The sequence below is a fragment of the Candidatus Viridilinea mediisalina genome (genome assembly GCF_002532535.1).
Classification (GTDB): domain Bacteria; phylum Chloroflexota; class Chloroflexia; order Chloroflexales; family Chloroflexaceae; genus Viridilinea; species Viridilinea mediisalina.
Genome location: NZ_NQWI01000029.1, coordinates 1 through 21186 on the forward strand (window position 1 = coordinate 1; position 21186 = coordinate 21186).

Below are 21186 nucleotides of genomic sequence, written 5' to 3' on the forward strand. Positions count from 1 at the left end.
CACGCCTCACGCCTCACGCCTCACGCCTCACGCCTCACGCCTCACGCCTCACGCCTCACGCCTCACGCCTCACGCCTCACATATACGCCCCACCATTCACGTTAATCTGCGCTCCAGTGATATAGTCGGCATCAGCGGCCAGGAAGACCACCGCCTTTGCAATCTCTTCAGGCCTTGCAAAGCGGCCCAGCGGAATCCGCGACTTAATATCGTCCTGCACCTTCTCAGGCACCTTCGCAAACATATCGGTCATGGTAAAGCCAGGCGCCACCACATTCACCGTAATCCCAAAGCGGGCCAACTCGAGCGCAACCGTCTTGGTAAAGGCGATGATCCCACCCTTACTGGCCCCATAGTTCGCCTGACCGAATGCGGAAGTCTGGCCGTTCATCGAGCTAATGTTGATGATCCGACCATGCTTCTGGTTGGTCATATGCTGCATCGCAGCCGTGGTGCAGAAGAAGACCGCATTCAGATTGGTCTGAATCACATCAAGCCAATCGGTATCATTCATCTTACGGATCGAGCGGTCGCGGGTAATCCCCGCATTATTCACCATAATATCCAAGCGGCCCCAGCGTTCGTGGACGGTGTTGATCAAACTACGGGCCTGTTCAGCATCACTGACGTTCGCCTTGATCGCAAACGCCCGCTCTTCGCCAGCATCGGCATTGATCTGCGCGACAACCTCATCGGCAGCGGTGGCGCTACTATTGTAGTTGACCGCAACTTTGGCACCTTCCGCAGCTAACGCTATCGCAATCGCCCGTCCGATTCCGCGTCCCGCGCCCGTTACAATTGCAATCTGACCGTCCAACTTACCCATTAGTCTCCTCCTCATTGAGTTTAGGTACGACCTAGTGCCGCACTATACCTATGGTATGTAAGTGCCCAGTGGGGCGAGAGGTGGGATGCGAGACGCGGGATGTACGCCCGCGTCTCCGCGTCTCCGCGTCTTCGCGTCTCCGCGTCTCCGCGTCTCCGCGTCTTCGCGTCTCCGCGTCTCCGCGTCTCCGCGTCTCCGCGTCTCCGCGTCTCCGCGTCTCCGCGTCTTCGCGTCTCCGCGTCTTAGATCCGCTCAAAGATCGCCGCGATCCCCTGGCCACCACCGATACACATCGTAACCAGGGCATAGCGTCCGCCCGTGCGCTGCAACTCGTGTACCGCCTTCACCGTTAGGATCGTTCCGGTTGCGCCAATCGGGTGGCCCAGCGAGATGCCACTGCCATTGGGATTGGTCTTATCATCGGGCAGGTTGAGGTCACGGCAGACGGCTAGAGCCTGGGCAGCAAAAGCCTCATTGACCTCCCATAGATCAATCGCATCCATGGCGATGCCGGTGCGTTCGAGCAACTGCTTGACCGCAGGAACCGGGCCGATGCCCATATACTTCGGCTCAACCCCAGCGACCTGATAGCCCACGAGCCGCGCCAGCGGCTTGTAACCACGGCTCTCGGCAACGCCACGCTCCATGAGAACCACAGCGGCAGCGGCATCATTGATGCTCGAGGCATTGCCCGCAGTCACGCTGCCATCCTTCTTAAAGACCGGGCGCAGCTTGGCCATCTTCTCGACACTCGCATCGCCGCGTACATTCTCATCGGTATCGAAGATCTGGGTACTCTTCTTTACCTTTAGCTCCACAGGCATAATCTGGCTCTTGAAGTTGCCCGCCTCAATTGCAGCCGCCGCCCGCGTATGGCTCACCACCGCCAAGGCATCCTGATCTTCGCGGCTCACGTTCCACTTTTCGGCCACATTCTCAGCAGTGATACCCATGTGGCAATCATCGAAGGGATCAGAGAGTGCGCCAACCATCATATCAATCAGCTTGGCATCATTCATGCGTGCGCCCCAGCGCATCGCCGGAACACTATAGGGCGAGCGGCTCATCACCTCAGCACCACCACCAATGGCCGCATCGGTATCACCGAGCAGAATCGTCTGGGCTGCCGACACAATCGCTTGCAAACCACTGCCACAAAGACGGTTAAGCGTGAGGGCCGGGGTTTCAACCGGAATCCCACCTTTGACACACGCGACCCGCGCTAGGTACATGTCGTGGGGTTCCGTATTGATCACATGCCCAAAGACAACCTGCTCAATCTCCTTGGCCTCGATCCCCGCACGGGCAATCGCCTCGCGGACAACCATGGCAGCGAGTTCGGATGGTGGCAGATCCTTTAGGCTTCCCCCATAGGAACCAATGGCTGTACGCACTCCACTCAGCACGACAACCTCACGCTGACTGCCCATGTTTCGACCTCCTTGTCTGCCCGGCACGCCAAACGCCCGAGCCATATTGACTTACTACAACCGATTGACTGGAATTATACCAGCAATTACCTTGCTGTGCAGCCAGTTTTCAACCATTTTTGACCAAATTCGCCCGCTTGAGGTGTTGGGGGAGGCTACGCATCACCTTTTTTCTCTCGTGTTGGTGGCGAAGCCACCAACACGAGAGAAAAAAGGTTCTCTAGGAGAGGCTGCGCCCATATGCTATAATTAAGCAATATATTTCTAAACCCTAAACAACTAAACCTATACCGTGTATACCTCTGCTCTCCAAACCAGCCTCGCAGGTGGTCTGATTACCGCCGTTGCGCCGCATAGCCTTGCCGCCGATCTGGGCCTAAGCCCCGGTGATCATCTCGTTGCGGTTGATGATCAGCCCCTGCGCGATGTGATTGATTATCGCTTTGCCATTGCAGAAGCACAGGTGCGTCTCTTGGTGCGCCACGCTGATGGTACGCAACAGACCTACCAACTCACTAAAGACCCCGACGCTGAACTTGGGATCGAGTTTGCTGAACCGCTCTTTGATCGCTTGCGTACCTGTACCAATAAGTGCCCCTTCTGCTTCCTCACCCAGATGCCGAAAGGTTTTCGTAAGACCCTCTATGTGAAAGATGATGACTACCGGCTCTCCTTTCTCTACCATAACTTTGTGACCTTTACCAATCTGCGTGAGGCCGATTGGCAGCGGATTGCTGAACAACGCTTGTCGCCTTTGCATATCAGTGTGCATGCGACCGATCCCTTTTGGCGCTCGGTGATGTTGGGCAAGCCCGATCTGCCCGATGTGCGCGAGCAGATTCAACGCCTCGGTGCGCTTGGGATTGAGGTTCATACCCAGATTGTCGTCTGCCCCCAGGCCAACGATGGGGCCGTGTTGCGCCAGAGTATCGCCGATCTGATCGCTTTGGCACCAATTGTGCAATCTATCGCGGTAGTTCCAGTTGGTCTTACGAAACTGCGCTTCAATGGGGAACGCCCTAGTACCATTCAAGCTGCTATTGCGGTTCACGCAAACGAGCCCTCCCTGGGCTTCTGTTCGCGCCTTGGGGCAGCGGCAAACGTTCCTCTGCGTTGCTTTACACCCAATGAGGCGGCAGAGGTCGTTGATCTGATCGAGGAGTTTGGTGCTACCTGTCGTAAACAATTGCGTAAGACCTTCGTCTATCCTAGCGATGAGTTTTTTCTCCTCGCCGGACGCCCGTTGCCGCCCGCACGCTACTACGACCAGATGCCTCAATATTCCAATGGTGTCGGTATGGTGCGCGATTTTTTAGACACATGGCGCCGCTTGCAGCGCCGCCTGCCCCCCAAACTGAAACAACCAACCCGCCTTGCGCTCGTCTGCGGCACCCTGGTTGCCCCCTTGCTCAATACCATCGTGCCACGCCTCAACCGCATCGCTGGTCTCGAAGCTCAGGTTGTGCCTGTGATCAATCAGTTCTTTGGTGACACGGTGACCGTCTCTGGTCTACTGACTGCCCAGGATGTCATTCCTGCCCTGCGGGCCAGTGGTGCAACCCACGCGCTCTTGCCCCGGGTCATGTTTGATTACCAAGGGGTGACGACGCTTGATGACTATAGCTGCGAGCAGATTGCCACAGCCGTAGGTATGCCGATTGCCCTCGCCGGTGATCCTGATGAGTTAATTCATTATCTCAGAGGCTGTCTGAAAAGTCCATGAACTGGCGTTGGAGTGCCGGCTTCAGCCGGCTAAAGTTGGCACTCCAACGCGTGCCCACGAGCTTTTCAGACAGCTTCTCAGAACATGCAGGTAGGGCTCTGGCCCGCAAACTCACTATGCAAACAAAGCAACTAAGCATTCAGCAGATTGTTGACATTATCCAGCAGACCAATCAGATTGCGGCGAGTACTGAGCTGGACGCTCTCCTCGATCAGATGCTCGATTTGCTGATCCGGGTTACTGAGGGTGAGGCTGGTACGCTCTATCTCTATGACGAGCAGCACCATGAATTGATCTTTATGGTGGTGAAGGGCAATGCCGCTAGTCAGCGCCTTACGGGTAAGCGTTTTAGTGCTGAGCGGGGTATTGCTGGTTTGGCCCTGCGTCAGGGTCAGCCCATCTTTGTTGATGATGTGGTCAATGATCGTAGATGGGATGCTGACGTGGGCGAAATGGCCCAACTCAACTTGCGTACGCTCTACTGCCTGCCTCTGATGTTGCGTGGGAAACCGCTAGGGGTGGTGCAGATCTTCAATCTTGATCCGCAGTGCTGTGATGATCCTGAAGAGTTGGCGGTTCTTGATCTCATCTGCGCTCGCCTCGTGACTGAACTCGAAAAGACACGCTTATTGGTCGAGAGTGAACGGCGGCGGCGGCGCCAAGAGGCGTTGGTCGAGATCGTTTCACAGCTTACGACGACACTCGATCAGCAAGATCTGCTCAATCGAATTATGGGCCATGCCTGCGATCTGCTCAATGTTGAAGCCTCATCCATTTGGCTTCGTGATCCCATCCGGGGCGATCTGGTGTTGCATGTGGCTACCGGCAAGAACCATGAACATATGGTAGCCCAACGAGTACCTGAAGGCCATGGGTTCATTGGCCATGTTGTAGCTACCGGCGAAACGCTCATTGCCAACGATGTTGCCAACGATACCCGCTTTTACCGCCAGATTGATGCCAACAGCGGTTTTACGACGCGGGCCTTGCTCTGTGTGCCGCTGCGGGCACCGCGTATCGAACTCGGTGGCGAACGGGGTAGTATCGAGTCGCGGATTATCGGGGGAGCCCAAGCGCTCAATCCCGGTGATGGGCGAGCCTTCGATGCCGAAGATGTGAGTGTCTTTCAGTCACTCACCAGCCAAGCGGCTACGGTGATTCGTTTGGCCCAACTCTACCGTGATGTGGATACACTCTCCAATCGGATCATTGATGCCATCACGGGGGCTATTGATCTCAAAGACCCCTACACCCGTGGGCATAGCCAGCGGGTGAGTGAATTCTCGGTGGCTATTGCCGAGGAACTTGGCATCACCGGCGACGAACTTTACCGCATCCGCATCGCCAGTAAGCTCCATGATGTGGGCAAGATCCGCGTACCCGACCGCATCCTCAAGAAGCGTACTGCGTTGAGCGATGCCGAGTTTCGTCAGATGCGTCGCCATACCACCTATGGCTTAGAATTTTTAGAAGAGAATGGCCTGCTCGAACTGGAACTGCTACGCAACATCGGGCCCGCGCTCTCGCAGCACCATGAGCGGATCGATGGTCATGGCTACCCGGCTGGTCTCAGAGGCGCTGAAATTACAACGATTGCCCGCATTGTTGCGGTCGCTGATGTCTTCGATGCGATCACGAGCAATCGCCCCTACCGTCCAGCTCGCTCCGGCGACGAAGCGGTTGCTATTCTGCAACGCATCGCTGGCACCGAACTCGATTCCGACTGCGTTGCGGCCTTCATCCGCGCCCGCGCCCGTGGTGCGATCCTGACGCAGGAGGAGCGGGAGTAGAGCGAGGTATAGAGAGAATTTACCACAGAGACACCGAGAACACAGAGTTGACGCTCCTACTGCCAACCTCTCTGTGCCCTCGGTGCCTCTGTGGTGTAATCCTCTGTTCCTCTTCAAACCTCGCCACAGAGACACCGAGAACACAGAGTTGACGCTCCTACTGCCAATCTCTCTGTGCCCTCGGTGCCTCTGTGGTGTAATCCTCTGTTCCTCTTCAAACCTCGCCTAGTGCCTATCGCCTGTCGGCGCTTCCTTAGCCCCAAAGATGGCAGGACGTACCAACAGCATTAAGCCAATATCCACGATGGTGTGGAGTACAATGACCGTCCAGATGTCCTCGAAGAGCCAGAAGCAGAGCCCCCAACCCAACACGAGGGCCACTTCGGCCAAGGGGCGGTACTTGCGAATACGCTGTGAGCGTGGGTTGTCATCGAGGTGGGGCGGAAGCACATGCATCCAGAAGAGGGCGTGGATCAGCCCACCATAGATCATGAAGAAGATCAGGCCCAGCACAAAGCCAGCGAATGATGCTGCACCTGGCGCAAAACTGCCAACCACGGCGGCCCCAATGATCGCCCCAACGCGGTAGACTGCCGCAAAGGCAAAGGTTTCGGCAATGCCGTTACCAATCGCAAAAATGCTCAATGCACCCCAGTGGATCGGGCGTCCACCATGGCGTGCCACCAAAATATAGAGGGTCTGGCCCAAGGCCAACGAGACAATCAGGTAGAAGACGAGCCACGGTTGACTCAAGGTCGCTGGAACGTTCCACGATAACAGCCAGTCGTAGAGGATGGGCACTCCGATGATCGTCGAAATGATCCAGTAGGTCACGATCTGACGCTCGGCATTCCGCTTGGTGGGCTGGACGGTAGCGACGCCCACGTTCGCAAGTGGTTTCTCTAGTTTTACATCCACGGTAAACTCCGCTGTTAGGGGTTGTTTCACGTTATGGCATATAGATAAATTGTACCACGACTGCACAGGCTATGCAAGGCGCGTTTTCTGGCTTTGTTCAGCTAAATTGCGGTTTCACCTCCTTGGTTCGTGTGTGTCACTTTATGCAATGAGTATAAGAAGACAATGCAATAGATATATTATTTTTACTTATATGTCATTATAGAGTATAGCATATCCCCCCCTTGTCCACAAGGGGGGGAATGGTTTGTTAGCGCGAAGAAGCCTTGGGTTCCCAGCCACCGCGATGCTGGCTGAGCCTGTCGAAGCCAAGCGTCGCGGTCCAGGACTTGTTCGCGCTAACAAAGGTTTTGGGTGTTTACTCGCGTCCGATGCGTGTACCGCGTGGCACGTTCATGATCTCCGCGACCTCACCGTCATCTTCGTCTTCATGCTCATGCCCGTGATGTCCGGCCCCATATTCGGTGATCAGGCTCGCTGCGCGGATGCGCCGATCATATTCCTGTTCGATGGCGTTCATGATCCGTTGCCATAAGGATTGTTCGGCCATAGGTGTTCTTCCCTTGGTATTGTTGGCTATCATACCAATTACCGTTGAACATGTCGCATAGCGAATCCATGCCAAAGTCCATTGGTATGCGCTATATTCCGCTTGTCACTCCTCACTTGTCACTCATCACTGCTATAACGATCGCGCTACGAATTCCAGTTCTAAACGCACTTCATCTTCGACCAGATCCACCGAGGGTACTTCCGGGATGCGTAGCTCGAAGTCGCGGTACAACACGCTGGTTGTCGCGAGACCCCGCAATTCGCGCTCGCTCGTGGCAGTGACGGTTACCGCAAAGCTGACCGGCAGGGTTACATCGCGGATCGTGAGCTCGCCATCAAGCATAAAGTCGAAGCTATCGCCCACCGCGACCTGATCTGGCATGCCACTGATTGCACTAGGCGCGAAGCTGATCAATTCGTAACGATCCGTCTCGAGGATGTTGTTGCGGATCGCCCGATTGCGAAATTCGTTGTCGGTCGTTAGATCGCGTGCGTTGATCTGGATGATCCCGACCTGCGAAGCGCTTGGGTTCTCGGCATCTACCGCGATCTGCCCCACGACGAGGCTGGTTACGCCTACAACGGTTATCGGATCGCCGCGCAACACTTCGTCAATCAAGAAGCGCGCCTCCGATTCCTCGGGCACAAGCTCAAAGATTGCCGCATCACCAACTGGCGCTGGCGCTTCCTGCGGCTCTTCCGCCTGCTCTGGCGCTGCGCTATCCTCTGGTTCCACCGCTTCCGTCGTTGCCGCTGCTGGCTCCGCCGTGGGTGCCGTCAAGGGCACCGCCGTCATCGGGCCGCTCGGTGCTGCCGTAGGCCGAAAGACGATAAAGCCGATGACGCCGATCACAAGCACCAATGCGATGCCACCGCCGATGAGGATATTTTTGGACATAAGACTTTTCTACTCCTTATAGGTATACTTGCAGACCACGTTATCGTCTGGAGACATTCAGCGTATCCTGATGCCGCAAATCTATTTTCTATTTTCTCGTTTCTATATCCTTATCTAACGTAAATCCCACCGCGATCCCGTAGCAGTCTTCGTTATCTCAATCTGTACTGGAAAACGATCCTTCAATTCGTCAATGTGGGTGATCACAATGATGCGCTGAAAGTCGTCCTGGATGCTGGTAATCGCTTCAACCATGCGCTCGCGCCCTAACGCATCGAGTGCGCCGAAGCCTTCGTCAATCACGAGGGTTTCGAGGCGCGCCCCGGCCCGACGAGCCAAGAGGCGCGAGAGCGCAATCCGTACCGCGAAGTTCACCCGCATCGCTTCGCCTCCACTGAAGGCGTCGTAGATGCGCGTGCCTAGTGCGTCGGCAATCTTGATCTCCAAGGTTTCAACCGGGTCGCCCTTTTTGGTTTCGCGCTGCATCTCGAAGCTGAGATGCATCTGGCCGTCGGTCATGCGCCCCAGCAGGCGGTTGGCTTCGTCTTCGATCTGGGGCACGGCCTGTTCGATCAGCATGGCCTGCACGCCCTTTTTGCCGAAGGATTCGCTCAGTTCGGCAAAGATGCCCTGGCGCTCCACCAACTGGCGCTCTTCGCTGCGCCGTTGGGCCAGTTCGCTGGCCGCCGCTTCGCTGCGGCGCACATGGGCCGCCTTCTCCGCCCGGTCGTTGCGTGCCACTTCGAGGTGGCGACGCGCATCAGCGAGGGCTTGTTGCACCTGTGTGTTGCGCGCTTGAACACGCGGTAGCGCCTGTAGCTCTTGCTCTAAGCGTGCATCGGCGCGTGTCCCTTGCTCGATGCTGGCTGCATCACGCTGGTGGAGCTCTTCGCTCTGGCTGAAGAGCTTACGGTCGGCTGCGAGTTGTTGCTCGGCTAGACGCAACTCCTGCTCGGCTTGACGCCAGCGCTCTAGGTCGCGTACCTGCTCACGCGCCGCAGTGTGGGCCTCACTGCTGTAGCCCAAGGCGGCAATCGCTTGACCGACCTCTTCCCCGGCACGACGAATCTCGTGGGCAAAATCGTTCTGCTCAATCGTCTGACGCAACTGCACAACCTGGGCTTGCAGCGCAGGCAGGTCGCTCACTTCGCCCTCAATGCGCTCCAACTCCTCCTGCCGCGCTTGGCGCTGGCCCTCAAGCTGATCGCGCTGGCGCAGTTGCTGCTCTAGCTTGCGTAGCTGCTGGTCAAGCTGCTTGCGCTGCCGCACCAAGTCGGCCTGATTTCCTAGTGCCGCCAGTTGGGCTTGGACGCCAACCAATTCCGCTTGGACTTCCGCCGCGAAGCTGCGCGCCGCTAGTTGGGCCTGGAGTTCGCCCAAGCGCTGGGTGGCGGCTGCATGTTCACGTTGCCAAACCTCAGCTTGGGTCAACTGGCTCTCAAGTGGCTCGATCTGAGCCACCACGCGGCGCAGTTCGCCAAGCTGCTGCTCTCGCGCCGCGATGGCGCTGCGTGTCTGTTTGAGCTGCGCTTCTCCTGTGCTGATCTGCTGCTTGTTGCTCGCTTGGGCCGCCCGTAAGCTCTCTAGCTCCTCGTTGTAGTGCGTCTGCACATGGGCAATCCCCGCTTCACCCAGATCGCTGCGGCAGACCGGGCAGGCACCTCCGGCATCGGCTAGAATCTTCTGGTTGGCCTTGAGCTTGTCAATGCTCGTCTTGAGCCGTCCGCTCTCGGCTCGCTGTTGGCTGAGGCCATCCACTTCGGCCTGCTCGCCACTGCGCAGTTTGTGCAACTCCGCTTCGATGCGGGCCAGTTCCTGTTCCGCCGCTCGGGCTTTGTCCAACTCCTCGCGCCAGCGTGGTGCAGCGGCCAATTGGCGTTCGAGGGCGGCAATGCTGCGCTGCCGCTCGTCCCGTGCCGCCTCCAGCGTCTGCTGCTGCTGCTGCACCTGGGCTTGTAGCCGATCATGGAGGCGTTGTTGTTCTGCCAATTGGTCAATGCGCTGTTCCAGCGCCTGGCGCTCGCTATTCAAACGCTCCTGCTCAAGCGCCTGTGGCACCAAATCTTCCAACTGCTGCGCCATGTGCTGCAACTCAGTCGCAAGTTGGCTGCGCCGGGCCGCCCGCTGCTCCAACTGGCTTTGACGCTGCTCAAGCATCCCCAACTCTTTGCGTAGCTCCCCCTTGGCCTCACTGAACTGCTGGCGCAACTCGGCCTGCTGCTGGGCCAGGGTGGTATGTTCGTCACGCACATGATCAAGCTGTTCCAAGGCGCTCCGCGCAGTAGCCAAAGCGACCAACCCGGCCTCAATGCTTTCGCGCTGCGCGATCAACTTCTCCGCTTGGCCAATGCGCACCCGCAGTTCGCTCAACTCTCGCTCGCGCTGTGCTTGATTCTGGCGTAACGCTGCCAGCTCGCGCAGCAGTGCGCTGCGCTGTTCTGCCTTATGGTTGAGCGCCGCTAACTGTTGTACGACCTCAGCCTGCTGCGCCTCGGCCTGCGTACAAGCCTCGTTCTGCTGCTCAACCGTCTGCTCGGCCTGCGCCAAAAGCCCGCGCCAGGTCTCCAATTCAGCCGCCTGACTCTGCAGTTGCTCAATGGCGCCGCGCAACCCGATGAGTTGATCCGACAACGCCTTTGCACGCTCCTTGGCGCGGGTGGCGAGCGCATCATACTCGCCCAGATCAAGAATGTCGGCCAAGACCTGCTTGCGTTCGGCAGCGGTTCGCGAGGTAAACTCATCAGCCCGCCCTTGCAGCAGAAAGGAGGCATTGATGAAGGTCTGGTAGGACATCCGCAGCAACCCGTTGATCGCCGTTTGGGTCTCACGCACCCCCGTCTCAGCCAAGGGCCGCCAGCCCTGCTCACCGTGGATCTGGAGATCAAGCTGGCTCTTGCCCGCCGTTGCCGTGCCGCGCTTACTCGTCCCGCCCCGCTGGCGGCGACGACTCACGCGGTAGAGTTGTTGCGCCAAATCAAACTCAAGCTCCACACTCATCTCGTTCTGACCCTGGGCAATCAGGTCGTCATCAGCCATCCGGCCTGCCCCCCAGAGCGCCCAGGTGATTGCATCAAGTAGCGCAGACTTGCCAGCCCCGTTTTCGCCCGATAGGCAGACGATATGCAGTCCCGCAAAATCGAGCATTGGTGGGTCACCGAGCGCCGCATCGGCGCGGTAGCACATGAAGTTATTGAGGGTAAGTTTGGTAGGAATCATTGTTTGCTCAGAAGCGGTCTCAAAAGCTAGTGGGCACATGTTGGAGTGCCGGCTTTAGCCGGCTGAAGCCGGCACTCCAACGTCAGTTCATAGACTTTTCAGACAGCCTCTCATGAACGCGGCACGCGCACGACCACCTCTGTCCCACAGCCTGGCGCAGAGTTGAGTTCTATGCTACCACCAAGCTCGGCGGCGCGCTCACGCATACCAAGGAGGCCCAACTGTTGCCCGATGCTGGTTGGATTTGCTTCAGGATCGAAGCCTGCGCCATCATCATACACCCGCACAGTAATGCTCTCGTTCGTTAATTCTAGCGTAATTTGGGCATTGCATGCACCAGCATGCTTGCAGACATTGTTGAGCGCCTCTTGCACAATGCGAAAAATGGGCTGTTCAATCCCACTGGCCAACCGTTCGTCGCCAATGACGCTCAAGCCAATCTTGATCCCCTCGCGCTGGGCCAGCAGTTGGGCTTGCTGCTGGAGTGCCGCAACTAAGCCTTGGTCGCGCAGGGCTGGGGGGCGCAACTGAAAGATCAACGCCCGCATCTCGGCCAACGCGGCGGTGGCGGTCTCTTGGAGTCGTTCAAGTTGCCCTGGCACCCGCTGGGGATTCCGCTCCAACTGGGCGCGCGCCGCTTGGGCCGTGAGGATCATGCTGAAAAGTTGCTGGGTGACACTATCGTGCAGTTCGCGCGCCAAGCGATTGCGTTCCTCAAGCACTGCTGCCGCCTGGGCGCGTCGGTAGAGCCGCGCCGAGGTGATTGGCCCGCCCACTTGGGCCGCAATCGCTTCAATCAGATCAATATCTCCATAGGTGAACGCATGAGCCTTCGTAGAGCTTACCAGAATCATGCCAATCACCTGGCCGCCACTGCGCAACGGCGCAATGATCCAGGCTGCCATCGTTGCATCAGGCGACTGCAACTCAGGCATCGCGGCCACATCATTGGCAAAGAAAGTCTGTCCGTGGGTCACTACCCAGCCCAGCATGCCCTCGCTGTGCGTCCAGCGCCGCCCCAAGAGGTGCGCCTGACTCGCTGCTGCCGCAGCGATCTCGATCATGCCATGATCATCAAGCAGCGCCACTGCCCCACTGCCCAATGCAGTGTGCAAACGGTGTACGGTATGCTCCAGAATCTGTTGCAGATCAAGTGTACTACTCACATCGCGGCCCAAGGCCGCTAGCAGTTGCTCCTTGGCCAGCAGCCGGGCACTGCGCTCGGCCAAGCGCACATTCTCGACCGCCAAAGCCGCTTGGCGCGTCAGCGCGGCAATCACCGACAGCACCGCTGGTTCCAGCGCCGCCGTATCGGGGGGCAGGCTAATAAAGACCAAGCCAATCAGCCGCTCGGCCCGCCCGCGCAGCGGCACCAAGAGCAACGAAGCCTCACCCGTCTCGGTGGCGGGCAGCAAAAAGGCTTCACCCACACGTCGCTCAGGGCGCAAAAGCTCTTGGTAGACACTTGGTGGCAGCACTTCAGCCCGCAGTTGCTGCTCTTGATCCGCATCTACCCCTGCGAAGGCCAGAGCCTCTAGCGCATCGGTATCCATGTTGCGTAAGCTCACATAGACCTGCGGACTCGCCACGATACGCCGGAGCGCTTCAGCCACTTCGTGCAACAACTGATCGGGGGCATCATCGGTACGCAACTGATTCCCAAGCGCCAGCAGATCACCCAAGGGCAACGCTGCGCTCACCAATGGTTGCGATTGGCTCATAGGCGGCACCCCGTCCCAAACTAATCGGCCCAAAAAGTTCTGGTTGTTCAAGCGTAATAACTTGGCGTTTCAGCAACTCCAAGACCGCCCAAAAGGTCACAATCACATCTTCGCGGCAGACCTGCGGTCCCAACAGTTCACTCAGGCTACACCACGGCTGCCTACTCAGGCGTTCACGCACCCGCTGGCCCACCTCAGCGACCGTAAGCCGAGGTTGCAAATTGATCACCGTTGCCTCATCGATTGGCAGAGTCAATTGAATCCGGCGTTGTAGTGCCGCAATCAGATCGCCCAACGTATGCTGCACCGGCACAGGTTTGAGCTCAAGCTCAACCTTCATGGGCGCCAAACGGAGAAAACTCTGCCGTTCCTCTTCTTGCCATGCCCGCAACAGACGCGCAACCTCCTTATACTGCCGATACTCGCGCAACTGCGCCGCCAACGCCTCAGCATCGGGGTCTGCGGTAGCCACCACCTTGCTATCTAGGGTTGGGCGCGGCAACAAAGCCCGCGACTTAATCAGCAACAACCGCGCTGCCATACTCACAAACTCGGCCAAGGCCCGTGGTTCAGGGGCGGCCAGTGAGCGAACATGGGCGAGGTACTGATCGGCCACCTGAGCCAGCGCAATCGTCGTAATATCCAACTCTTCGCGCTCGATCAACTTCAACAAGAGGTCGAGCGGGCCAGAGAAGGCAGGGAGCGTAATCTGGTACATCTAGTGTTGATCATCGGCCCATTTGAGCAGGGCGGCATAGCCAGAGGGCTGCGGATCGTGGTAGTGGCGCAAGGCTGTGACCAACTCCGGGGGGCTGCCGGCAGCAGCGGCCATGCGTGCCCCACGCCATGCATGTTCAGCATATATGGCCACTGGATTGAGCCCTCGTGCTACCGCGAGGTAGAGGCCAGGCATGCGTTTGAGGATCGTGGCTAACACATACCAGCTCAAACCCATTGGTCGCCCGGCATCATCTACCTTACCACAATCATGGATCAATGCTGCCCGCAACAACACAGGATCACGCTGACCCGCCGCATACAACGTACCATAGACATCCAAGCAATGGCGGCGGTCATAGAGCGGCATCGCCATAAAGAGCCGCCACTCACCCGGAGTGAGCAACTCTGCAACCAACGCCACCTCTGCGGGCGTAAGCCGCGCCCCCACCGCCCGCTGGAATTGGCGGATACGGTAGGCGAGTTGGTTAGAAGAGGACACAGCGTTTGTTACCACAAGGGCAGAGAGAGACAGAGTCTTTTGTATATGCGAACATACGCCAGTAATCTTTCGGTATCGGGTTGAGTATAGCATAGTCTATGCTATAATCAAGCCAATGGAGGGGCGGGTATCGCCCCGACCTACACTTCACCTCATACTCACGGCGCAGCTATGACGCTCTTCAATCCCGAAGGTATCCCACCAATCGTGAACAGCACGATGGTTCGTGTTGAGCGCCGCCTGCCCTACCCCGGTGAAATTTTGGTGCGCCAGGGTAGTCGTGTCGAACCCGAAGACATCATTGCGCGCACACTCAAGCCGGTGAACCCCCAAATCATCAATGTTGCGCGTCAACTTGGGATTCCGCCGCGTGGTGTACTTCGGGCGATGCGCCACAAAAAGGGCGTCAAGGTGAAGCTCGATGATGTCTTGGCCCGTGCGCCTGGGCTCTTTGGGCGTAGTTGCTCGGTGCCGGTAAGCGGCATGATTGCCGACATAGATAGCGAAACGGGCTATGTGACGATTGCGCCCGATCCGGTTGAACAGACGCTCCTGGCCGCTATGCGCGGCTTGGTGATGGATGTGATTCCCTATGAGGGCGTGATCCTCGAAACGCCTGCCGCACAGATCTATGGTGCCTTCGGTATGGGCCAAGAACGTAGCGGAGTTTTGCGCCTCTTGGCGCTTGAACCACATGAGCAGATTCAACCGCAACAGATTGATGCTCAGAGCGCCTATGCTATCCTTATTTGCGGGTCTAGTATCAGCGCCGAGGCATTACGTCGCGCCGTACAAGAACAGGTGCGCGGCATCATTGTTGGCGGCATCGAAGAACACGAACTGCGCGCCTTCCTCGGCGTGCAGCAGCTTGCTGGTTGGCAGACGGGGCTACAAACTTGGCAGTGGCCACAAGTGTCTGAACCGCAACTCACCATTGTCGTTACCGAAGGCTTTGGTGTGCGGCCCATGAACCATGCGACCTTTGAGCTCCTGAGTGCCCAAGATCGTCAAGAAGTTCTCATTGATGGGCAGACCAGCCTCCGTCGTCCGTTGCGTCGCCCGCGGGTCATCATTCCGCTCCTGCGTGCTGGGACGGGGCAACTTGAACCACCCCGGCTGCCGTTGCGTGTGGGTGCTACTGTACGCCTGCTCGACCACAAATGCCTCGGGCAACTTGCGACGGTACGCTCGTTGCCAACCGCCCCGCGGTCTCTGTCCTCCGGTATCCGCGTTGTTGCCGTGGAAGTAAGCTTTGCAGCCGGAGGAAGCGCTTGGTTTCCACGCACATGTGTTGAAGTGGTGAGCTAACGGTACTATGGTAACTCCCATCGGGTATACTACACAAAACGGTAGAACTGGTGCGGCCCGTTAAATGTAGTTATGGAGTGGAAGAAACGGTATGAGCTATCGACTGATGGTGGTCGCAAATGAGGGTGCACCGCTGCGGGACATGGCGGGTCAGTTGGGTGATGAGGCGCAGATTCAGTTCTTCAGTTCACCAAATGATGCCCTATGGGAACTACGTACCAATCCGCCGGAGGCCCTGCTGACCGAGATGGAACTCCAAGGCATGAGTGGCCTAGAGTTGGCCGAGATTCTGCCCAACTTTGAGGTACCAACTCGGGTTGTTCTCTATAGTGCAAACGATGATGCGGCCCGTGCTGAAGCCGAAGCGGCTGGGGTCTTCCGCTTTCTCTATGGCTCAATCGCGCCCGATGAGTTGCGGATTACCCTCAAGGCCGCCTCCGAGGCCGCTGTTCAGGCGGCGGCACAACAAGCAGCCGAAGAACCCGAACCCGAACCTGAGCCTGAACCAGAGCCACCCCGCAGACGGCGTTTAGGCACAAGTGCCCCGCCGCCCCCGCCCCTGCCACCAGCGGCATCGTCTGCCGCCAGTAGCAGTAGCGAGCGGCGTGAGTTTACGCCTGCCCGCGTGACGCTACCGAGCCGCGCCGAGCGCGAGGCGGCGGCTACGAGTTCCTCTTCCTCATCCTCCTCTGCATCTAAAGGTGGCCTCGCTGCCCGTAGTCGGGCCGCTGCCGCTCGGGCTGCGCCTGCGCCAGAAGCAAAACCGGCTGCCCCCGAAGAAGCCCCTAGTGCGTGGCGCAATACCGCTACCAACTTGGTTGTAACGGAAAAGAATATCAATATCATCCGCTCGGTCATGGGCCAACTCTCCAAAGATCTTGGCACGCAGAGCGTCATGCTCACCGACCGCGCTGGCATGGTGCTGGTTGAAGTAGGCACCGCGAGTAATCTGCCCATGATGATCGTTTTACCGCTCCTCTCTACTGGCTTTTCGACCACCGGCGAAGTAGCGCGCCAACTGCGCGAAGAGGACGCCACTAGTGTCTACATCCACGAGGGGGTCAATATTGATCTCTACTGCTTCGATGTGATGCAACGCTTCCTGCTGGTGCTGGTCTTTAACAAGAAGGTAGCAAGCTCTAAAATCGGTGCTGTTTGGATTAATGCAAAACGATCCATTCGGGAGTTGCGCGAAGCATTTGATAAGTAGTAAGCTTTGGGGGGTAGCTACGCTACCCCCCAAGCTTGTTTTTTGTGTGGTTGTGGCGGCGTAGCCGCCACAACCACACAAAAAACGACTTGCCCCAAAGATGAGCATATGGTATACTCCGCACGGTCATCAGCACGGAAGCTAACATGTCCATCGCCCACGTCTGGCGCGTTTGCACAATAGGGGTACTTGTGTTATTCTTATTGTGAAGAGTGTAACGAACTTCTGTTCTGGCTTACTCATAGGGAAACGGTGTCGTTTTCATCCCCTCATGCAGTAAGGCAGTTATTGTTGTGAAAAGTTGTTGCCTGTTAGGTTGCCTCAATTGCCGATCGGATTTCTGTAGGAGGTATGGCGTTGTCACTGCGAATGCGTATCCTGTTGTCCATCGTTGTGATGATTGTAGTAGCGGTCATCAGTCGCCCTCTCATGTATAGTGGTGATCCCCACGTAGAAGTAGCAGCCGAAGCGCTCTTCCAGATCACTCCGGGGATTCCTTTCACCAACTCTCTGCTCATGATGTTGGTGGTTGATGTCTTCCTGATTGGTTTGGCGCTTTTGGTGACCCGCAAGATGCAGGATGTGCCTCGCGGCTTGCAGAATGTGATGGAGGTCATCCTTGAGGCGTTCTACAACATCTTCCGCAACATTAGCCCCAAGTTTGTTGATCGCGCCTTCCCCCTGGTGGCAACCATCTTCCTCTATGTCTTGGTCTCCAACTGGTCGGGGTTGATCCCTGGTGCGACCTCAATTGGTGGGTGTGTGCCGAAGTATCCAGAGTACAATAACGAATACACCACCTGCGCTCCGGGCTATGCCCTGATTCCCTTTGGGCGTCCACCCAGCACCGACCTCAACTTTACCCTTGCCCTGGGTCTGATCTCCTTTGGCTTCTTTCAGTACTGGGGCTTTAAGACCTTGGGGTTGAGCTATCTGAGCAAGTTCTTCAATCTCAATGGCATTATGTCCTTCGTCGGCATCATTGAGTTTATCTCTGAGATTATGAAGCCCATTGCCTTGGCTTTGCGTCTCTTTGGGAATATCTTCGCTGGTGAGGTGCTGATTGCGATCATCATCTTCTTGGTGCCATTGATTGTGCCAATGCCGATCTATGTCTTTGAGATTTTCATTGGCTTCATCCAGGCGGTTGTCTTTGCGCTCTTGACCATGGCGTTCCTCAGTATTGCGACCACTAGTCACGATCATGACGATGAACACCACGGTGAGGCGAAGGGTCACGCCCACTAGGGTTATGGTGTAGGCCCAGGCTCTCTTTCGTACCCACAACTACACCATCGGGTCATACGCTCATCGTGAGCAACTGATTTTTAAGGAGGATTGGAGAACATGGAAGGTCTGAATCTCGTCGCCACTGCCCTCGCGATTGGCCTCGCTGCCATCGGCCCCGGTATTGGTATTGGTATCATCGTGGCGGGGGCCTTGCAGGCGATGGGCCGTAACCCAGAGATGCAGAATACGCTGGTGACCTATATGTTCATCGGCATTGCCTTTACTGAGGCGCTGGCCATCTTCGGTCTGCTCATCTCGTTCATGATCGCGTTCGGCGTAATTAGTTAAGCAGCCTGCTAGGTACGGAGGTTAGAGGGTGGAAGCATTAGGTCTTAACCCGTGGCTGTTCCTTGCACAGTTGCTGAACTTTGGCGTCGTCGTCGGCTTGCTTTGGTACCTCCTCTACAAGCCGGTCTTGAAGATGCTGAATAGTCGCACCGAACGCATTGAGCAGAGTTTGAAGGACGCAGAGCAGGTGAAGTTGCAACTGGCCAATGCCAAGCGCGACTATGATGCCGAGATTGCCAAGGCGCGCCAAGAAGCTGCAAAGATTGTCGCGCAGGCCCAAGAACGTGCGAAGTCCCAAGAGTCTGAGATTATCGCACAAGCTCGCCGTGAGGCCGATAAGGTTCGTGATGAAGCCCGGGTCTCCGCAGTCCAAGAGCGCGATGCCCTGCTGCGTGAGGCTAAAGGCAAGATTGCTGAGTTGGTCACGTTGACCGCGAGCCAGGTGCTTGCCTCTGAGTTGAAGTCGCGTGGCCACGATAAGCTGATCGCTGAGTCACTTGCTGCGCTTGATCGTCGCAACTAGTCGTCCGTCAATCCTTGTGCGGGACGAACAACTAGGCTGAGAACTATATCTTATGGCAAAAAAAGTTGATACTCGGGCGATTGCAGGTGCGTTCTACGACTCGCTTGTCGGTACCGCCCTCGACCAGTTGCACGATGTGGCACCTAAACTGGCGGGGGTTACTGGCAACGATGCTGGCGCACAGATTGATGCGGCGCTCTCGCCCCAGACTATGCCTCAAGTACGTAATTTCCTCCACGGCCTCGCCAAAGAGGGGGTACTTGACCACATTGATGACATCGTTACCGCCTTCGCCGCCTTTGTGAGTAGTGCGGCAGGCCAGGCACTTGATGCGAGTGTGATTAGTGCCGTTGAATTGAGTGAAGGCCAGCAGACAAGTATTCGTACTGATTTACGTAAACGCTATGGGGAAGTGGCGGTGAACTTTAGTGTTGACCCCTCGCTCATCGGTGGTTTGATTATCCGTGTGGGTGACCAAGTCCTCGATAATAGCTTGCGTAGTCGTCTCAGCGCAATTCAACGCAATATGCTCGCAGGTTAATCCACCCATCCGTATGGAGCGTTAGCAATGGCAATAACTGACGAGCTGATTACTCGGCTCAAGCAGGGAATTACGTCCGGGGTTGAGTTTAAGCCACGTCAAGTCAACGTTGGCACCGTCTCCTCCGTTGGCGATGGCGTAGTGCGTATTGATGGCCTCGACCAGGTACGTGCCTCGGAGTTGATTGAATTTCCACCCAAGGCGGGCCGCGCTGAGTCGATTTTTGGCTATGCCCTCAACCTTGAGAAGGATAGCGTCGGCGCGATTATTCTTGGTGACTATCAGTCCATTGAAGAGGGCGATATGGTCACCTCCACCGGGCGGGTTATCTCTGTGCCGGTTGGCCAGGGCTTGCTTGGTCGGGTGGTCAACCCCCTCGGTCAGCCTGTTGATGGCAAGGGGGCGATTCAGTCCAGTGGCTACCGCGAAGTCGATCGCATTGCCCCCGGTGTGATCACCCGCCAATCGGTTGATACCCCTGTCCAGACGGGTATTGTTGCGATTGATGCCCTCATCCCGATTGGCCGTGGTCAGCGTGAGTTGATCATCGGCGACCGCCAGACGGGGAAGACTGCGGTCGCTGTGGATACCATCCTCAACCAAAAGGGCCAGGGGATGGTCTGTATCTATGTCGCAATTGGCCAGCGCCGTGCTCAGGTTGCCCAGGTTGTGGGTATTCTTGAGAAGTATGGTGCCCTTGAGTATACGATTATCGTCTCTGCCTCGGCCTCTGAATCGGCGGCTCTCCAGTACATTGCGCCCTATGCCGGTTGTGCGATGGGTGAGGAGGTCATGGAGAATGGCGTCAAACTCGATGGCAAGTTGGTCAAGGATGCGCTGATTGTCTACGACGATCTCTCGAAGCACGCGGTGGCCTACCGCCAGGTCTCGTTGCTGCTGCGCCGTCCCCCGGGCCGCGAAGCCTACCCCGGTGATGTCTTCTACCTCCACTCGCGCCTGCTGGAGCGTGCCGCCCGGCTCAATGCCGACTTCGGCGGAGGTTCGCTGACGGCGTTGCCGGTAATCGAGACCCAAGCCAATGACGTGTCGGCCTTTATTCCGACGAACGTTATCTCCATTACCGACGGTCAGATCTACCTTGAGGCGGATCTCTTCAATGCCGGCCAGCGCCCCGCGTTGAACGTTGGTATCTCGGTGAGCCGTGTCGGTTCCTCGGCCCAGACCCGCGCAATGCGTTCGGTGGCCGGCAAGCTCAAGGGTGAATTGGCGCAGTTCCGCGACCTCGCGGCCTTCGCGCAGTTTGCCTCCGACCTTGATGCCACCACGAAGGCCCAGATTGAACGCGGCCAGCGTTTGCAGGAATTGCTCAAGCAGCCGCAGTACAATCCGCTACCAATTGAAGACCAAGTTGCCATTCTTTATGCCGCTAACAACGGTTTTCTTGAGGATGTGCCGGTGGAGTTGATTACCCGCTGGCGTGATGACTTCCTTGAGTTTATGAAGACCGCCCACCCCGAGGTGCGTACCCTCGTGCGCGATAATCGCCTCGATAAGAAGTTCCCCTCCGATGAGGTGAAGAACGCCTTGGTGGGAGCGATTAAAGAATTTAAGGCGACGAGTAACTACTAGCAGAACAGAAGAGCAGAGGAACAGAGGAACAGGACGGAAGAATGAAGGAACAGAAGAACATAGGAACGAAAGAACCGAACAACCGAACAACCTGTTCTCCTGTTCTCCTGTTCTTCTGTTCTCCTGTTCTCCTGTTCTCCTGT

At 57.1% G+C, this 21186-nt stretch carries 18 protein-coding genes; 9 read left to right on the forward strand and 9 right to left on the reverse strand.

Going from position 1 to position 21186, the window contains the following annotated elements; all coding sequences use genetic code 11:
• Positions 1-76 precede the first annotated feature (76 nt).
• Positions 77-826, reverse strand: a complete 750-nt coding sequence (locus CJ255_RS08555; RefSeq protein ID WP_097643688.1) for a 3-oxoacyl-ACP reductase family protein — start codon at positions 824-826, stop codon at positions 77-79.
• Between the two features lie 242 nt (positions 827-1068).
• Positions 1069-2256: an acetyl-CoA C-acyltransferase family protein gene (locus CJ255_RS08560; protein WP_097643689.1), complete on the reverse strand. Its 1188-nt coding sequence runs from the start codon at positions 2254-2256 to the stop codon at positions 1069-1071.
• A 292-nt stretch (positions 2257-2548) separates the two neighbouring features.
• On the opposite strand from CJ255_RS08560, the gene CJ255_RS08565 reads away from it, so the two are divergent.
• Positions 2549-3979 carry a DUF512 domain-containing protein gene (locus CJ255_RS08565; protein ID WP_097643690.1) on the forward strand — a complete coding sequence of 477 codons (1431 nt, stop codon included), beginning with the start codon at positions 2549-2551 and terminating at the stop codon, positions 3977-3979.
• A gap of 116 nt (positions 3980-4095) precedes the next feature.
• Complete coding sequence (locus tag CJ255_RS08570; RefSeq protein WP_097643726.1) at positions 4096-5769, forward strand: GAF and HD-GYP domain-containing protein; 1674 nt, start codon at positions 4096-4098, stop codon at positions 5767-5769.
• Positions 5770-5994: 225 nt separating this feature from the next.
• Here CJ255_RS08570 and CJ255_RS08575 read toward each other — a convergent pair whose 3' ends face one another.
• The 7 genes from CJ255_RS08575 to CJ255_RS08605 all read right to left on the reverse strand — a co-directional run bounded on the left by CJ255_RS08575 (position 5995) and on the right by CJ255_RS08605 (position 14293).
• On the reverse strand, positions 5995-6687 hold the full coding sequence (locus CJ255_RS08575) for a hypothetical protein (protein WP_245863270.1): 693 nt from the start codon (positions 6685-6687) through the stop codon (positions 5995-5997).
• A 358-nt stretch (positions 6688-7045) separates the two neighbouring features.
• Positions 7046-7270: a hypothetical protein gene (locus CJ255_RS08580; RefSeq protein ID WP_245863272.1), complete on the reverse strand. Its 225-nt coding sequence runs from the start codon at positions 7268-7270 to the stop codon at positions 7046-7048.
• Between the two features lie 99 nt (positions 7271-7369).
• Positions 7370-8137, reverse strand: coding sequence for a YceI family protein (locus CJ255_RS08585; protein WP_097643692.1), 768 nt, complete (start codon positions 8135-8137; stop codon positions 7370-7372).
• A 114-nt stretch (positions 8138-8251) separates the two neighbouring features.
• On the reverse strand, positions 8252-11353 hold the full coding sequence (locus CJ255_RS08590) for an SbcC/MukB-like Walker B domain-containing protein (protein ID WP_097643693.1): 3102 nt from the start codon (positions 11351-11353) through the stop codon (positions 8252-8254).
• 110 nt (positions 11354-11463) lie between these two features.
• Positions 11464-13074 (reverse strand): GAF domain-containing sensor histidine kinase, encoded by a 1611-nt coding sequence (locus tag CJ255_RS08595; protein ID WP_097643694.1) that lies wholly within the window; start codon positions 13072-13074, stop codon positions 11464-11466.
• A complete protein-coding gene (locus tag CJ255_RS08600; RefSeq protein WP_097643695.1) occupies positions 13028-13792 on the reverse strand; it encodes a segregation and condensation protein A in 765 nt (254 codons plus the stop codon). The genes CJ255_RS08595 and CJ255_RS08600 overlap by 47 nt, the downstream gene beginning before the upstream one ends.
• Complete coding sequence (locus tag CJ255_RS08605; RefSeq protein ID WP_097643696.1) at positions 13793-14293, reverse strand: hypothetical protein; 501 nt, start codon at positions 14291-14293, stop codon at positions 13793-13795. It lies immediately after the preceding gene.
• Between the two features lie 171 nt (positions 14294-14464).
• On the opposite strand from CJ255_RS08605, the gene CJ255_RS08610 reads away from it, so the two are divergent.
• The 7 genes from CJ255_RS08610 (at position 14465) to atpA (ending at position 21043) form a co-directional block, all read left to right on the forward strand.
• Positions 14465-15601, forward strand: coding sequence for a hypothetical protein (locus CJ255_RS08610; RefSeq protein ID WP_097643697.1), 1137 nt, complete (start codon positions 14465-14467; stop codon positions 15599-15601).
• A 91-nt stretch (positions 15602-15692) separates the two neighbouring features.
• The gene (locus CJ255_RS08615) at positions 15693-16811 is read left to right on the forward strand and encodes a response regulator (protein WP_097643698.1); all 1119 of its coding nucleotides are present in this window, start codon (positions 15693-15695) and stop codon (positions 16809-16811) included.
• A 357-nt stretch (positions 16812-17168) separates the two neighbouring features.
• Complete coding sequence (gene atpB, locus CJ255_RS08620) at positions 17169-18059, forward strand: F0F1 ATP synthase subunit A (protein WP_097643728.1); 891 nt, start codon at positions 17169-17171, stop codon at positions 18057-18059.
• 99 nt (positions 18060-18158) lie between these two features.
• Positions 18159-18389: an ATP synthase F0 subunit C gene (atpE, locus tag CJ255_RS08625; protein WP_097643699.1), complete on the forward strand. Its 231-nt coding sequence runs from the start codon at positions 18159-18161 to the stop codon at positions 18387-18389.
• Positions 18390-18417: 28 nt separating this feature from the next.
• Positions 18418-18912 carry a F0F1 ATP synthase subunit B gene (locus tag CJ255_RS08630; RefSeq protein WP_097643700.1) on the forward strand — a complete coding sequence of 165 codons (495 nt, stop codon included), beginning with the start codon at positions 18418-18420 and terminating at the stop codon, positions 18910-18912.
• 52 nt (positions 18913-18964) lie between these two features.
• Positions 18965-19453 carry an ATP synthase F1 subunit delta gene (atpH, locus tag CJ255_RS08635; RefSeq protein WP_097643701.1) on the forward strand — a complete coding sequence of 163 codons (489 nt, stop codon included), beginning with the start codon at positions 18965-18967 and terminating at the stop codon, positions 19451-19453.
• A gap of 27 nt (positions 19454-19480) precedes the next feature.
• A complete protein-coding gene (gene atpA / locus CJ255_RS08640; RefSeq protein ID WP_097643702.1) occupies positions 19481-21043 on the forward strand; it encodes a F0F1 ATP synthase subunit alpha in 1563 nt (520 codons plus the stop codon).
• Positions 21044-21186 lie beyond the last annotated feature (143 nt).